Annotated in this window: 12 protein-coding genes; 5 read left to right on the forward strand and 7 right to left on the reverse strand. The window is 66.1% G+C overall.

Annotated elements, in window-relative coordinates; genetic code table 11:
• Window positions 1-41: 41 nt before the first annotated feature.
• Genes ACAD63_RS31535 through flhB form a run of 4 tightly spaced genes read right to left on the reverse strand, consistent with a single transcriptional unit; the run spans window position 42 to window position 6431 of the window.
• A complete protein-coding gene (locus tag ACAD63_RS31535) occupies window positions 42-836 on the reverse strand; it encodes a MinD/ParA family ATP-binding protein (protein WP_434034678.1) in 795 nt (264 codons plus the stop codon).
• 11 nt (window positions 837-847) lie between these two features.
• Window positions 848-3187, reverse strand: a complete 2340-nt coding sequence (gene flhF, locus ACAD63_RS31540; RefSeq protein ID WP_434034274.1) for a flagellar biosynthesis protein FlhF — start codon at window positions 3185-3187, stop codon at window positions 848-850.
• Window positions 3188-3210: 23 nt separating this feature from the next.
• On the reverse strand, window positions 3211-5292 hold the full coding sequence (gene flhA / locus ACAD63_RS31545; protein ID WP_135703491.1) for a flagellar biosynthesis protein FlhA: 2082 nt from the start codon (window positions 5290-5292) through the stop codon (window positions 3211-3213).
• Window positions 5289-6431: a flagellar biosynthesis protein FlhB gene (gene flhB / locus ACAD63_RS31550; protein WP_135703490.1), complete on the reverse strand. Its 1143-nt coding sequence runs from the start codon at window positions 6429-6431 to the stop codon at window positions 5289-5291. The genes flhA and flhB overlap by 4 nt, the downstream gene beginning before the upstream one ends.
• A gap of 376 nt (window positions 6432-6807) precedes the next feature.
• On the opposite strand from flhB, the gene ACAD63_RS31555 reads away from it, so the two are divergent.
• From ACAD63_RS31555 to ACAD63_RS31575, 5 genes are all read left to right on the forward strand, one after another.
• Window positions 6808-7263: a DUF1772 domain-containing protein gene (locus ACAD63_RS31555; RefSeq protein WP_135703489.1), complete on the forward strand. Its 456-nt coding sequence runs from the start codon at window positions 6808-6810 to the stop codon at window positions 7261-7263.
• A 372-nt stretch (window positions 7264-7635) separates the two neighbouring features.
• Window positions 7636-8352 carry a hypothetical protein gene (locus ACAD63_RS31560; RefSeq protein WP_135703488.1) on the forward strand — a complete coding sequence of 239 codons (717 nt, stop codon included), beginning with the start codon at window positions 7636-7638 and terminating at the stop codon, window positions 8350-8352.
• Window positions 8353-8679: 327 nt separating this feature from the next.
• On the forward strand, window positions 8680-9693 hold the full coding sequence (locus ACAD63_RS31565; RefSeq protein ID WP_195427992.1) for a 1-aminocyclopropane-1-carboxylate deaminase: 1014 nt from the start codon (window positions 8680-8682) through the stop codon (window positions 9691-9693).
• 275 nt (window positions 9694-9968) lie between these two features.
• Window positions 9969-10448 (forward strand): YbhB/YbcL family Raf kinase inhibitor-like protein, encoded by a 480-nt coding sequence (locus ACAD63_RS31570; RefSeq protein ID WP_135703486.1) that lies wholly within the window; start codon window positions 9969-9971, stop codon window positions 10446-10448.
• Between the two features lie 88 nt (window positions 10449-10536).
• Window positions 10537-10926, forward strand: a complete 390-nt coding sequence (locus tag ACAD63_RS31575) for a cupin domain-containing protein (protein ID WP_135703485.1) — start codon at window positions 10537-10539, stop codon at window positions 10924-10926.
• 453 nt (window positions 10927-11379) lie between these two features.
• Here the strand turns inward: ACAD63_RS31575 and cheZ are convergent, their stop codons facing one another.
• From cheZ to ACAD63_RS31590, 3 genes are all read right to left on the reverse strand, one after another.
• Window positions 11380-12015 carry a protein phosphatase CheZ gene (cheZ, locus tag ACAD63_RS31580; RefSeq protein ID WP_135703484.1) on the reverse strand — a complete coding sequence of 212 codons (636 nt, stop codon included), beginning with the start codon at window positions 12013-12015 and terminating at the stop codon, window positions 11380-11382.
• Between the two features lie 18 nt (window positions 12016-12033).
• Entirely contained in the window at window positions 12034-12420 is a 387-nt protein-coding gene (gene cheY, locus ACAD63_RS31585; protein WP_133095417.1) for a chemotaxis response regulator CheY, read from the reverse strand.
• A gap of 70 nt (window positions 12421-12490) precedes the next feature.
• A complete protein-coding gene (locus ACAD63_RS31590) occupies window positions 12491-13564 on the reverse strand; it encodes a protein-glutamate methylesterase/protein-glutamine glutaminase (RefSeq protein WP_135703483.1) in 1074 nt (357 codons plus the stop codon).
• Window positions 13565-13573: the final 9 nt, after the last annotated feature.

Consider the following 13573-nt stretch of genomic DNA (forward strand, 5'->3'; position numbering starts at 1 on the left):
TCAGGGTCTGGTTCGTTGGTAAGGCATGGCTCGGGTGGCGCTCACGCCGGCACCGGCGTCGCGGCAGGGGCCGGCGTCTCGGCGCGCAGCGGCCAGCCGCCGATGCTGCCGGCGGTGCGTCGCAGCGCGCTGGTCGCGGGTGCTGCCGGGAAGGCCTCGACCACGCAGCGGCCAAGCTGCACGCCGCGCGCCACCAGCGGGTCGGCCGGCAGCCAGCCGGCGCACAGCACTTCCACGCCGAGGTACTGGCTGGCGGTACGCGCCAGGTTGCGCAGGATCGCCTGCACGGCGGCTTCGGTGGCGGCCATGTTGACCACCAGGTAGAAGCGGCGCCAGGCATACAGGTGATGCAGGCGCTTGATGCAGGCATAGGCGGCGGTGATCGACGCCAGCTCCGGGCGCATCACGATCACCACGTTGTGCGCGCCGCCGGCAAAGGGCGACAGCGCGCCGTCGGCATCGGCGGTGGCATCGACCAGCACGCTGCGAAAGGCCGACAGCGCCGCGGCGGGCACGTCGAGCCCCGCGCGTTGGCGGCCGGCCGGCAGCACCGATACCGCGCCGCCGGTGCCGACGCCCGCCACGGCTTCCAGCGGCAGGCGTCCTTCCTGCACGTCGGCGAGCGTGCCGGCCGGGGTCGCGCCGGCGAGCCTGGTCGCGCGCGCCGTGGCCGGGTCTTCGTCGAGCAGCAGTACGCGCTCGCCCTGCATCGCAAGCGCGTGCGAAAGGCCCAGCGCCACCGTGGTGGCGCCGGCACCGCGTTCGCTGGCGACCACGGCGATGCGGCGCGTGGTGCGCGGCGCCAGCATGCGCCGCAGGCTTTCCGCCTGGTCCATGGCGAGCGTGCTCACTGCAGGGCTCCCATGACATCGGCCGCTTCCGCGACAGCGGGTGCCGCCGCGGCGCGGCCGGAGTAATTCTCCAGCACGTCGAGCAGCGCCAGCATGCGGCCCATGCCTTCATTGAGCACGGTGCCCGGCACCGCCGTGCCGGCTCGCACGGTGCGCCCGGCCAGGCGTGCCAGGAACGCCGGCGCGGTCGCGGTTGGCGCGTGTTCGAGGCACAGCACCGACAGGCCAAGCTGCAGCGCCGCGAGCGCGGCACTGGCGGCGTGGCCGGCTTCGGCATCCTGCGCGAAGTGGTCGATGGCATGGCGCAGCGTGCGCAGGCGCGTTTCGGCCGTATCCGACCATGGCGCCCAGTGCGCCACCTGTGCTGCATCCGGCGCCAGCGCCGGGTCGCACAGCAGATAACGGGTATCGAGCAGCTCGCCGCTGGCGCGGTCGACCAGGCGCACCACCACCAGGCAGGCATCGATGCCGCCTTCGGGAGCGCCCTTGCCACGCGCGGGGCTGTCGGGCACGCGCACGTCGGCAGTGGCCAGCCAGCGTACCGCGTCGCGCTCGCACACGATGGCGTCGCCGATGGCGTGGAAGGTCAGCGTATCGGCGAGTGCATCGAGCTTCCAGGCGGCGCCTGCGCCCACCACGCGCACGGTCTTGCGCGCGCCCGCGATCCAGCGTTCGCCGGCCTGCTGCCAGCGCGCCAGCGTGGCGGCGGACGGCATCGCGTCGACCACGTTGACCACCCTGCGCGCAGCGCTCATGGCGGCGCGCAGGTTGGCGGCCTCGGCGTCGGCCTCGCCCAGCGGCTGGCCGGCGCGGCCAGCGGCGGTGACGGTGGCGGCCAGCGGCGTGCCGTCGCGGTCGCCCAGCCACAGCGTGTGCTGCAGCGGCTGCGGCGTGCGGCGGCCGGGCACGCTGACCGGCAGCGTGGCCGCCAGCGCCAGCACGTACTGGTCGCAGGCACGGTTGACGTCGCGGCAGACCGCTTCGCGCACCTGCTGCGCCATCGCGCGCAGCGCGGTATCGCCCGCGGTGCGCTGCTGCCACAGCGAGCGCGCCAGGTCGAAGCCCAGGCCCGCGCCGTTGAGTTCCGCGACACACTGGCCCAGCGCATCGGCGCTGTCGGTGAGCGAGCGCAGCACGTCTTCGGCGCCGCCCTTCCCGCCCTTCCCGGACTGATCGTCCGCTGCCGCGTGGCGGCGGCGCGCGACGTCGGCATCGTTAAAGACCGAGCCGCGGCGCGGTGTCAGGAAAGCGCGTTCGACCAGCGCGGCGCTGCTGGCCAGCTCCAGGTGCTCGGGCACGCGCTGGCCGGTCGAGGCGTAGAACACCGGCAGCCGATGGCGGATCACCACATCGAGCACCGAGCCCAGGTGGGTAGCTTCATCCAGCTTGCTGATGATGCAGCCGTCGATGCCGCCATCGTCGGGCGCGGCGTCGTGTCGGTAGGCATGCACGACTTCATTGAGCGTGTCGCCGTGGCTGGCGCCGTTGAGCAGCAGCACGCGCTGCACCGGCGCGGGCACGCCGGCGAGCATGGCGATCTGCTCCGACAGGCTGCGGTCGCGCTGGCTCATGCCGACGGTGTCGATGATGACCAGGTGCTTGTCCTTCATTGCCGCCAGCGCGAAGCGCAGGTCGGCGGCGTCCTTCACCGCATGCACCGGCACGCCGAGGATGTCGCCATAGATGCGCAGCTGTTCATGCGCGCCGATACGGAAGCTGTCGGTGGTCAGCAACGCCAGCTTGTCAGCGCCGTGGCGCAGCACGAACCGCGCCGCCAGCTTGGCGGTGGTGGTGGTCTTGCCCACGCCGGTGGGCCCGATCAGCGCCAGCACGCCGCCCTGTGCGAACAGCTGGTCTTCGTCGCCCAGCACCGGCACCTTGCTGGCCAGCTCCTTGCGGATCCAGGTCATCGCGGCCGGACGGTCGTAGCACAGCGGCAGGCGTGCCAGCAGCGTGCGCGCCAGCTGGCCGGAGAAGCCGGCCCCCACCATCCATTCGAACAGCGATTCGCGCAGCGGGTCGCTGGCGGCAACGCCGTGGCCCGCCGCGGTGGGCGCATTGCCGATGCCGGCAAGCTGGCGCTCCAGCATCGCGCGCATCGACTGCAGCTCGCCGCGCAGGTCGCCAATGGCTGCAGGCTCCGCCGCCGGCGCGGGCGGCACATAGGCCTGCGCGCTGGCCGATACGCTGCCCAGGTCGGCATCGCGCATCGCGACGATCTCGACACCGCCCTCTACGGTACGGTTGGACAGCACCACGGCATCGGGGCCCATGGCTTCGCGCACCTGGCGCATGGCTTCACGGCCGTTGGCGGCAACAAATTTAGCTACGCTCATCGTTGGCTCTGTCGGGTGATCGCTCACGCGCCGATCATGGCGGTGATGCGGATATTGCGGTTGTCAGGCACTTCGGCATGCGACAGCACCCGCAGCTGCGGCAGCGTGCGGCGCAGGAAGCGCGCCATCAGCGGGCGCAGCTGCGACGGCACCAGCAGCACCGGGTCCAGCCCCATCTGCTCCTGGCGCGTGACCGCGCCCTGGGTCTGCTGCAGCAGCGCATCGGCCAGGCCCGGCTCGATGCCGCCGCCGTTGGTCAGCGCCTGCGACAGCACCCGCTCGAGGCCGGCGTCGAGGCCGATCACCTGCAGGTCGGCGTTGTTGGGGAACAGCTGCTGCGTGATGGCGCGGCCCATGGCCACGCGCACCATCGCGGTCAGTTCGTTCGGATCGCTGATCTTGGGCGCATGCTCGGCCACCACGTCGAGGATGGTGCGCATGTCGCGGATCGCCACGCCTTCGTCGAGCAGGTTCTGCAGGATCTTCTGCAGCGCCGTCAGCGAGATGGTCTTGGGCACCAGGTCTTCGGTCAGCTTGGGCGCGTCCCTGGCGATGCGGTCCAGCAGCGCCTGCACTTCCTGGCGGCCGAGCAGCTCGGCCGCATGCATGTGGATCAGGTGATTCAGGTGCGTGGCGACCACGGTGCTGGCATCGACCACGGTGTAGCCGTAGGACTGCGCCTGCTCCTTGATGCCCGCGTCGATCCATACCGCCGGCAGGCCGAAGGCGGGATCGCGCGTGGCCGCGCCCGGCAGCGTGCCGCTGACCTGGCCCGGGTTGATCGCCATCCATTGCCCCGGCATGGCTTCGCCGCGGCCGATCTCGACGCCCTTGAGCGTGATGCGGTAGGCGTTGGGCTTGAGTTCCAGGTTGTCGCGGATATGCACCACCGGCACCAGGAAGCCGATTTCCTGCGCCACCTTCTTGCGGATGCTCTTGATGCGGCCGAGCAGTTCGCCGTCCTGCGCGCGGTCGACCAGCGTGATCAGGCGATAGCCCACTTCCATGCCAAGCGGGTCGACCAGCGAGACGTCGTCCCAGCTGGCTTCGGTCGACTCCTGCGCGACAGCGGGCGCGCGTTCCTCGCGCTGCCTGACCTGCTGCTGCGTCGCCGCCTTGCGCGACAGGTAGCGGCCCATCCAGACCAGCGCGCCGGACAGCAGCAGGAAGGCGAAATGCGGCATGCCCGGGATGATGCCCATCAGCCCCATGATGCCGGCGGTCAGGTACAACACGCGCGGGTTGGAGAACAGCTGCCCGGTCAGCTGTTCGCCGACATCCTGCTCATTGGCCACGCGCGACACGATCACGCCGGCCGCGGTGGAGATCACCAGCGCCGGGATCTGCGCGACCAGGCCGTCGCCGATGGTCAGCAGCGTGTAGTTGTGCACTGCGGTGCCGAAGTCCAGGTCGTGCTGCACCATGCCCACCACCATGCCCGCGGCGACGTTGATGAACATGATGATCAGGCCCGCCACGGCGTCACCGCGCACGAACTTGCTGGCACCGTCCATGGCGCCGTAGAAGTCGGATTCCTGCGCCACTTCGGCGCGGCGCTTCTTGGCCGCCGCTTCGTCGATCAGGCCGGCGTTGAGGTCGGCATCGATCGACATCTGCTTGCCGGGCATCGAGTCCAGCATGAAGCGCGCGCCCACCTCGGCAATCCGGCCCGCGCCCTTGGTGATGACCATGAAGTTGATCACAACCAGGATTGCGAACACCACGATGCCGACCGCGAAGTTGCCGCCCACCAGGAAGTGGCCGAACGCTTCCACCACTTTGCCGGCGGCGTCCGGGCCGGTATGGCCTTCGAGCAGCACCACGCGGGTGGAGGCGACATTCAGCGACAGGCGCAGCAGCGTGGTAAACAGCAGCACCGCGGGGAACGCGGCAAAGTCCAGCGGCTTCTGCGTGTACATGCTGACCAGCAGCACCATGATCGCCAGCGCGATATTGAAGGTGAACAGCAGATCCAGCACGAAGGCCGGCAGCGGCAGGATCATCATCCCCAGGATCATGATGATCAGCAGCGGCCCGGTGAAGGCCTTCATCTGGCCGGCCGAGCGCAGGCCAGGCAGGTTCAGCAATGAGCTCAGAGCATTCATTCGCGGCTTTCCGGTACGGCGAGTTCATCAGGCACCAGCAGGTCCGACGGCGCCTGCGGCTGCGGGCCCTGCGAGTAGTGCCAGTGCTTCAGTTGGTAGACCCAGGCCAGCACTTCGGCCACGGCGGTATAGAGTCCGGCGGGAATCTCGTGGCCCAGCTCCACGTGGCGGTGCAGCGCGCGCGCCAGCGGCGGCGCCGACATCAGCGGCACGCGGTGCTCGGCGGCCAGCGCGCGGATGCGCGCGGCGACTTCGCCGGTGCCCTTGGCCACCACGCGCGGCGCGCCCATGCGGCCCTCTTCATAGCGCAGCGCCACGGCGAAGTGCGTGGGGTTGGTCACCACCACGTCGGCCTTGGGCACCTCGGTCATCATGCGGCGGCGGGCCATGGCGCGCTGCTGCTGGCGGATGCGGTTCTTGATATGCGGATCGCCCTCGCTCTCCTTGAATTCCTGCTTGACCTCTTCCTTGGTCATGCGCAGCTTCTTGAAGAACTCCCAGTACTGCCAGGGCACGTCGATGGCCGCCACCACCAGCAGCGACAGCGACACCACCAGGCAGCAGTACAGCACCAGGTCGACCATGTGCAGCAGCGCTTCCTGGACCGGTGCGTTCATCAGCGCGATCGCCTCAGGCAGGCGCTGCCACAGCACCCAGGCGCCGACCGCGCCGACCAGCAGCGACTTGGCCACCGCCTTGAGCAACTCCACCAGGGAATGCGCGGAGAACAGGCGGCCCAATCCGGCCATCGGCGACATGCGCGAGAACTGCGGCGCGAACGACTTGGCCGAGAACACCCAGCCGCCCAGCATCAGCGGCGCGGCCAGTGCGGCAACGCCGAACAGCAGCAGCAGCGGCAGGAAGGCGAGCAGGCTGTCCCACACCATCAGCACGAAGCGCGACAGCATGCGCGAGGTATCAAAGGCGGTTTCCCGCTCGAAGCGCAGCGCGCCCTGCATGACCTGATTGAGGCTGCGGCCCATGTGGCCGCCCAGCGTCCACAGGCCGAGGACGCCGGCGATCAGCATGATGAACGTGGCCAGCTCGCGCGAACGCACCACCTGCCCCTCCTCGCGCGCCTTTTCCAGGCGCCGGGGTGAGGCGGGTTCGGTTTTCTCGAGATCGCTTTCTTCGGACATCCACGCTCCGTGCGAAGCGGCAGACCGCTATTCGTCAGCACGGATTATCGAAGCGTGGGGGGCTTCCCATTCATGGGAAAAGGCGGGGGATTTGGGTGTTGTTTGGGAAATCGGGGGACTTGGGGGATTAACGGCGGGGGGTTGGGAGACTTTAGGGAAATCTGGAGTGGCCGTCGACCGGCGAGTGCCTTGAAACAAGCCACCGCCCGTCGTGGACGCACTCCTGTGGGTGAGCGCTGTGCTTGTCCATCAGGCATCGTCAGCGAACCTGCCAGTCGCGCGCAAAACGCCGGAAGCCTTCCAATGCCTTACGAACTCCCTGTGGGGCCTCTCGGGTTCTTCACCATAATTGGAGGTAGGCTTCACGGAGGGTGTGATGAACCACGCACTGCAAATGATTGCCGCGTTCGCTGCGATGCTCTTCGCCGGGGCCGCCTTGTATATCAACGTGGTTGAGCATCCCGCAAGAATGGTGCTTGAGACAAGGTCCGCGGCACAGCAGTGGGCGCCCAGCTATAAGCGCGCCACGCTCATGCAGGCTCCATTGGCGCTGGTCAGCTTACTGAGCGGAGTGATGGCATGGCTTTTGGGCGCCAGTATCTGGTGGTTTGCTGCCGCGCTACTGATCGGATCTGTCGTGCCGTACACCTTGCTCGTCGTAATGCCCATCAACCACAAGATTCTCGAGCCGGATCGCGATCTATCGTCGGTGGAGACCCGGGAACTCTTGCAGAAATGGGCCAGGCTGCATGGAGTGCGCACAGCATTGAGTCTTGTCGCGTCCGCCATCGATGTGTGGCAGTTGGGTGGAGTTGGAAATGGAGTCACTTGAACTGAAGATCCCGCCAGCCGGTGAATGACATGACGACCCTGAGTTCGCCCATCGCGGCGTCCGGATGAGGGCATACGCCTGACAGCTTCCGGCCTGTATCTCGAACGAAACAGATTGCACCGATTTCACCAGCGCCTCGAATCTATATGTCTGCCATAACATAATAAAAACAACACATCCGGCAGTGTTGGCATCTTTGTTGCGGCTTATTTGGGGTGACGGGCTCGCGCGCCAAGCCTGCCGAACAGCAGGGCATTTTGCATGGGTTGCGGGTATGGAAAGATTGCGGGTTTGCGCCATGCCCTACCCGTTCCGCCGGGTCGCATGCCAAGACAGGTTTCGAATCCGGGGCACTTCGGCCAGGAGACTGCGATGTCCGGGAGATTCCTTCTTGTGCTTGCAATTTCATTCTTTCTCGGCGGCTGCGGCGGCGACGACAACGACAGCAACGAAGCAGCCACCACGCCGGTGCAGCCTCTGACGGTGCCGCTCAGCACAGCCATGGCAAGTCTGGCGGCGAATGGACTGACCGCAAGTTTCTCGATTTCCGGCACGGTAGAGAATGTGCCGGTATCAGGCTCCGGAACCCTGACCGCAACCCCTTTCGTTGCGACCTCTCTGAATAACACTTCGGTATTGAGGACCACTGAAACCGTCAGCGGCACGGTTGTCGCAAATGGTAATTCGATGCCGTTCTCGAACACCAGGACCATCTCCCGCAATACCGTTACCTATGCCGTGATGGTGATCGACGAGGGGGATGCCTTTGTGGTGTTCGCCGACTATACGATTCCACCGACAGTGAAGGCCGGCGACTCGGGACCTCTGGCAAGCGCCACGATTTACTCGGACAGCACACAGGCCACGAAGGTGGGAACACTTACCGAGTCCTATAGCGTTGCCGCCGATACCGGAAGCAGCCTGCTCTTGACCTTGCTCGACAAGGTGTTCGACAACAGCAATGCCCGCATCGCCGAGGATGAGACCATATTCCGCATCGACACCAGCGGCAACATCAGCTTTGTTTCGTCCAGATCCACGATGTTCAATATCAATGGGCAATCGCTGGGCACGCTGGTGTTCCAGTAGGGTAGTCAGGAGCAGGCCTATAGGCCAATCATGCGAGGCCACTGATACCTGGCCTTCTAGAATCTAACGACTCGAACGACAAAAGCGCCGGCGATCGCCTTCTCGTCCGACCGGAATCGGGCCATAAGGCGCCGTTCGACGGCGCCGAAGCAGCTCGTTCGAATGTGATGTTTGCACCTCAACATTCCGTCCAGAGCGAGGGCGCATTTGAATTCCGATTCGACCCTGGCGAGGCGCCCAGGTGTATGCGCGCCACGCTCCAATGTCTCGGCCTTTTGGACCTAATCTAGAGTCAATCTTTCCCCGTTCCTCGACAGGGAGCCCGCCATGGCACTTGATCTCGAGCATCGCTTCGGCCACATCTCGCTTGGCTTCTTCCCATCGCCGATTCATCGGCTCAATCGCCTGTCCGATGTGCTCGGCATTTCGGTGTGGGCAAAGCGCGACGATGTGTCGTCCGGGCTCGCGTTTGGCGGCAACAAGATTCGCAAGCTCGAGTGGCTCGCCGCTGACGCAGTGAAAAAAGGCGCCGACACGCTCGTTTCCATCGGAAACATTCAGTCGAATCACACGCGCCAGGTTGCGGCCGTCGCGGCGGTGCTCGGCATGCGCTGCCGGCTGGTGCAGGAGGAGTGGACACACTGGGACGATCCGGTCTACGACAAGGTCGGCAATATCCTGCTGTCGCGGCTGATGGGCGCCGAGACGCTGCTGGAGGGCGAGGGCTACTCGACCGAGGTGAAGGAGACCTGGTCGCGCGCCCTCGAGCAGGTGCGCCGGGAAGGCGGCAAGCCTTATGCGATTCCGGCGGGTGCATCCGACCATCCCCTTGGTGGCCTTGGCTATGCGAACTTCACCGAGGAACTTGCGCGCCAGGAACAGGAAATGGGCATGTTCTTCGACACCGTGATTACCGCGACCTGCACCGGCTCGACACAGGGCGGCATGGTCGCTGGGTTCAAGGCGCAGGACAGGCCGCGCCGCCTGATTGGCATCGATACCGCTTGCAACGAGGCGATGACCCGCCGCGCCGTGACAAAGAGCGCGCGGCAGACTGCGGAACTGATCGGCATCCGCAAGCCGATCGACGACGCCGACGTGATCGTCGATCCGCGTTTCGCGGGCCCGGACTATGGCCTGCCCGACGATCGGACGATCGATGCGATCCGCACGGCAGCGCGGCTTGAGGCGATGCTCACCGATCCGGTGTACGAGGGCAAATCCATGGCGGGCCTGATCGCGATGGCGCAGGCGGGTGAGATTCCGAAGGGAACGAACGTGCTGTACGTGCATCTGGGCGGCGCGCCCGCACTCAACGCGTATCACAAGGCGTTCGCATGATCGGCTTGCACAAGATCGTGTGAGTCTGATAGCAAGCGCTTGCCAGGCCTGCACGTATCAGATGTCCCAAGACAGGGGAATCCGCGCGCGAATGTCAGCCGCCGGCTTCGGAAAGCTGCACGGTCCCTTGTACAGGGATTGAATCCGGGCTAAGTTGGAACAGCCGTCATGCGCCGGCGGAGGCAGATATGGTGCGATTGGCACTTCTACCGAGGTGGCTGGCCTTAGCGGCCATGCTGTTCGGACCAACGCTACTTGCCCAGCAGAGGCCATCGATGCCGCTCATACTGACATCCCCCGCGTTTGCCCAAGGCGGGGAGATCCCCACCGTGCACACGTGCGAAGGCACCGATGTGTCACCGCCACTGGCTTGGTCTGGGTTGCCACCCTCCACTGCCAGCCTGGTCCTGATTGTCGACGACCCGGATGCCCCGGACCCGGCGTCACCGCAAATGACATGGGTCCATTGGGTCGTGTACAACCTGCCGCCGAAGGCCGGCTCGCTTGCGCAGGGCATGAGCCGGCATAGCTTGCCGCCGGGCGCTCGCGAAGGTTTGAACGACTGGCACCGTGCCGATTACGGCGGGCCGTGTCCTCCAATTGGCCGGCACCGGTATTTCCACAAGCTATATGCCCTGGACGTCGTGCTGCCGGATCTCGGCAAGCCCGACAAGGCGGCGCTGGAACAGGCGATGCGGGGGCACATACTGGCCCATGCCGAACTGATCGGGACCTACCAGAAGCAGGGGCGCTGACGTAGTAACAGCCTGCCAGCATGAATGTCGGCGGGGACCAGACGGGGCAGTCATCTCTGGAAAAGATAAATAATTTCGAGGAGAAATCATGCACTACAAGAATCTGGTCATTTTGAGCATCGTGGCGCTGATGACAGGCAGCGCGCTGGCGCAGGGTTCGGGACTGACCCGCACCGTGGTCGGCCGGGCCGATGTATCCGTGCCGGGTCGCGAAGCCGTGGTCGCGCGCGTGGAGGTGGCGCCAGGCACCTATGCGGGGCGGCATACGCATCCTGGAGACGAGATCAGCTACGTCATGGACGGCGAGGTGCAACTCCTGATCGACGGCCAGTCGCCGCGCACCATTAAGGCCGGAGAGTCGTTCGTGGTGCCGGCCGGCGTGGTGCATGACGCCCACAACAATGGTGGCACGGCGGCGCGGGTGGTGGGCGTGTACGTGGTCGAGAAAGGGAAGCCGCTGGCATCGCCGGCGCCGTGAGTGATGTGTCGGTCGGTGCGGGTTGGCACATCAGAAGAGGGCGCCAAGGCCTTTGACTTCCCTCAGAGGAACCATAAAGCCGCGGGAGTTCTCGTACTGATCGGCAAGAAAGGAAGGTTGGCACCGCGGGCATTCGTTCGGGGCCCCAAACAGCACCGACCTACAGGTTGAGTCCCGCTACCCCGCTGCTAATCGGGGTGGGCAGGCGCAAGGCAGGGTTAGCAGACCGGTGAGAAGGAGCCGGCGAGCCCGAGGGCTCCCCCGCCATGGCCCGCGCATGGAAGAGGCGTGCGCAGACACGGCGGATGTAAGGATACCGCCAGAAGGCGGTCGGCCAACTTTCTCACTCAGGCTGCTAAACCCGGTCGCCACGGCGCAACGACGAACCCAACGGGAACTGGGGCAGCAAGCGCGGGTATGGGCAAACTCTTAAAGGCGCGCCCAAACGAAACGTCAGAAGCCCAAACTAGCCAGCAGATCATCCACCTGCGACTGGTCCGACACCACGTCGGCCTTGCCCTCCGGATTCACCTGCGGTCCGTTGAGCAGCGTCGACGGCGCCTGCGCTTCCACGCGGCGCTCGGACGGGACATTGTCGATCAGCACCTGCAGCAGTTCCTGCTCCAGCGTTCGGATCATGTCCATCATCTTCTTGATCACCTGCCCGGTCAGGTCCTGGAAGTCCTGCGCCATCATGATGTCGAGCAGGTGGCTGTTGGTGGCGCGGGCCTGGCCCGGCACCTCGGACAGGAAGGCGCGCGTGTCGAGCACCAGCGAGCGGGCGTCGGCCAACTCCACCGGCTTCTCGAACCACGCCTCCCAGCGCTTGTCCAGGGTCTCGGCCTGCTGCTCGATGCCGGACTGGATCGGCTGCGCCAGTTCGACCGCGTTCAGCGTGCGCTCGGCGGCCTGCTCGGTCATCGCCGCGATGTAGTTGAGCCGGTCGCGCGCGTCGGGAATGGCCTGCGCGGCGCGCTCGATCTCCTTGTCCAGGCCGAGCTCGCGCATATTGTCGCGCAGCATCCGCGTCAGGTTGCCGATGCGCAGGATCAGTTGCTCGGCCGAATCGTTGCTCAGCGTCGGAGTCATGGCAAAGGCTCCTCTTGATCAACCGGCGAGCTTCTCGAAGATCTTGGTGATCTTCTCGTCCAGCGTGGCGGCCGTGAACGGCTTGACCACATAGCCGTTGGCGCCGGCCTGGGCCGCGGCGATGATGTTTTCCTTCTTGGCCTCGGCCGTCACCATCAGCACCGGCATCTTGCCGATGTTCGCGTCGGCGCGGATCGCCTGCAGCATCGACAGGCCGTCCATGTTAGGCATGTTCCAGTCCGAGATCACGAACTGGAAGCTGCCGTCCCGGGCCTTCTCCAGGCCGGCGGCGCCGTCCTCGGCTTCCTCGACGTTGACGAATCCCAGCTCCTTGAGCAGGTTGCGGATGATCCGGCGCATGGTCGGGAAATCGTCCACGACCAGGATCTTGATGTTCTTGTCCACTTTGAGGGCTCCAGGTAAATGCAGTTATGGCTTGTTGGTCCGGCTTTGTTGTTTCGGCTTGCCGGCTCGACTAGACCCGTTGCGCGCGCGTGCCGTACGTGGCCAGGCGCGCCATCACGCGCTGGGTCATCGCCGGCAAGGGCACGATTTCATGCACGCCGCCGGTGGCGATCGCCTCCTTCGGCATGCCAAACACGATGCAGGTGTGCTCGTCCTGCGCCAGGTTATAGGCGCCGGCCTCGCGCATGCGCAGCATGCCGCGCGCGCCGTCCTTGCCCATGCCGGTCAGGATCACGCCGATCACGTTCTTGCCGCCATGCTCGGCGGCGGAATCGAACAGCACGTCGACCGAGGGCCGGTGGCGGTTGACCGGCGCTTCCTGCGACAGGTGCGCGACATAGTTGGCGCCGCTGCGCGCCAGGCGCAGGTGCGAGTCGCCCGGCGCGATGTACGCATGGCCCGGCAGCACGCGTTCGCCGTGCTCGGCTTCCTTCACGGTGACCCGGCACAGCCCGTCCAGGCGCTGCGCGAACGAGCGCGTGAAGCCGGCCGGCATATGCTGCACGATCATCACCGCGGGGCTGTCGGGCGGCAGCGGCATCAGGAATTCCTTGATCGCCTCGGTGCCGCCGGTGGAGGCGCCAAGGATGATCAGCTTCTCGGTCGACAGTAGCGGGCTGCGCAGAATCGGCGCGGGGGCAGCGACGCCTGCCGCGGGTTGCGCGGCCGCACGCACCCGCGCGCGCGATGCGGCACGCAGCTTGTCGGCAATGGTGTCGGTGTATTCGATCAGCCCGTCGCGGATACCGAGCTTGGGCTTGGTGACGAAATCCACTGCGCCCAGTTCCAGCGCGCGCATGGTGATTTCCGAGCCGCGCTCGGTCAGCGACGACACCATCAGCACCGGCATCGGCCGCAGCCGCATCAGGCGCTCAAGGAAATCCAGCCCGTCCATGCGCGGCATTTCGACGTCCAGCGTCAGCACGTCCGGGTTCAGGCGCTTGATCAGGTCGCGCGCCACCAGCGGGTCGGGCGCGGTGCCAACCACTTCCATGTCGGGCTGGCTGTTGATGATCTCCGTCATCAGGCTGCGGATCAGCGCGGAATCGTCCACGCAGAGCACCTTGATCTTGGCGGCAGTCATAGGAATTCG

The organism is Cupriavidus sp. a3, assembly GCF_051015765.1.
GTDB lineage: Bacteria > Pseudomonadota > Gammaproteobacteria > Burkholderiales > Burkholderiaceae > Cupriavidus > Cupriavidus oxalaticus_A.

Bases quoted from the DNA above. Each gene is read 5' to 3' on its own strand.
- ACAD63_RS31535 (WP_434034678.1), bottom strand. From the start codon at position 836: ATGGACCAGGCGGAAAGCCTGCGGCGCATGCTGGCGCCGCGCACCACG.
- flhF (WP_434034274.1), bottom strand. From the start codon at position 3,187: ATGAGCGTAGCTAAATTTGTTGCCGCCAACGGCCGTGAAGCCATGCGC.
- flhA (WP_135703491.1), bottom strand. From the start codon at position 5,292: ATGAATGCTCTGAGCTCATTGCTGAACCTGCCTGGCCTGCGCTCGGCC.
- flhB (WP_135703490.1), bottom strand. From the start codon at position 6,431: ATGTCCGAAGAAAGCGATCTCGAGAAAACCGAACCCGCCTCACCCCGG.
- ACAD63_RS31555 (WP_135703489.1), top strand. From the start codon at position 6,808: ATGAACCACGCACTGCAAATGATTGCCGCGTTCGCTGCGATGCTCTTC.
- ACAD63_RS31560 (WP_135703488.1), top strand. From the start codon at position 7,636: ATGTCCGGGAGATTCCTTCTTGTGCTTGCAATTTCATTCTTTCTCGGC.
- ACAD63_RS31565 (WP_195427992.1), top strand. From the start codon at position 8,680: ATGGCACTTGATCTCGAGCATCGCTTCGGCCACATCTCGCTTGGCTTC.
- ACAD63_RS31570 (WP_135703486.1), top strand. From the start codon at position 9,969: ATGCCGCTCATACTGACATCCCCCGCGTTTGCCCAAGGCGGGGAGATC.
- ACAD63_RS31575 (WP_135703485.1), top strand. From the start codon at position 10,537: ATGCACTACAAGAATCTGGTCATTTTGAGCATCGTGGCGCTGATGACA.
- cheZ (WP_135703484.1), bottom strand. From the start codon at position 12,015: ATGACTCCGACGCTGAGCAACGATTCGGCCGAGCAACTGATCCTGCGC.
- ACAD63_RS31590 (WP_135703483.1), bottom strand. From the start codon at position 13,564: ATGACTGCCGCCAAGATCAAGGTGCTCTGCGTGGACGATTCCGCGCTG.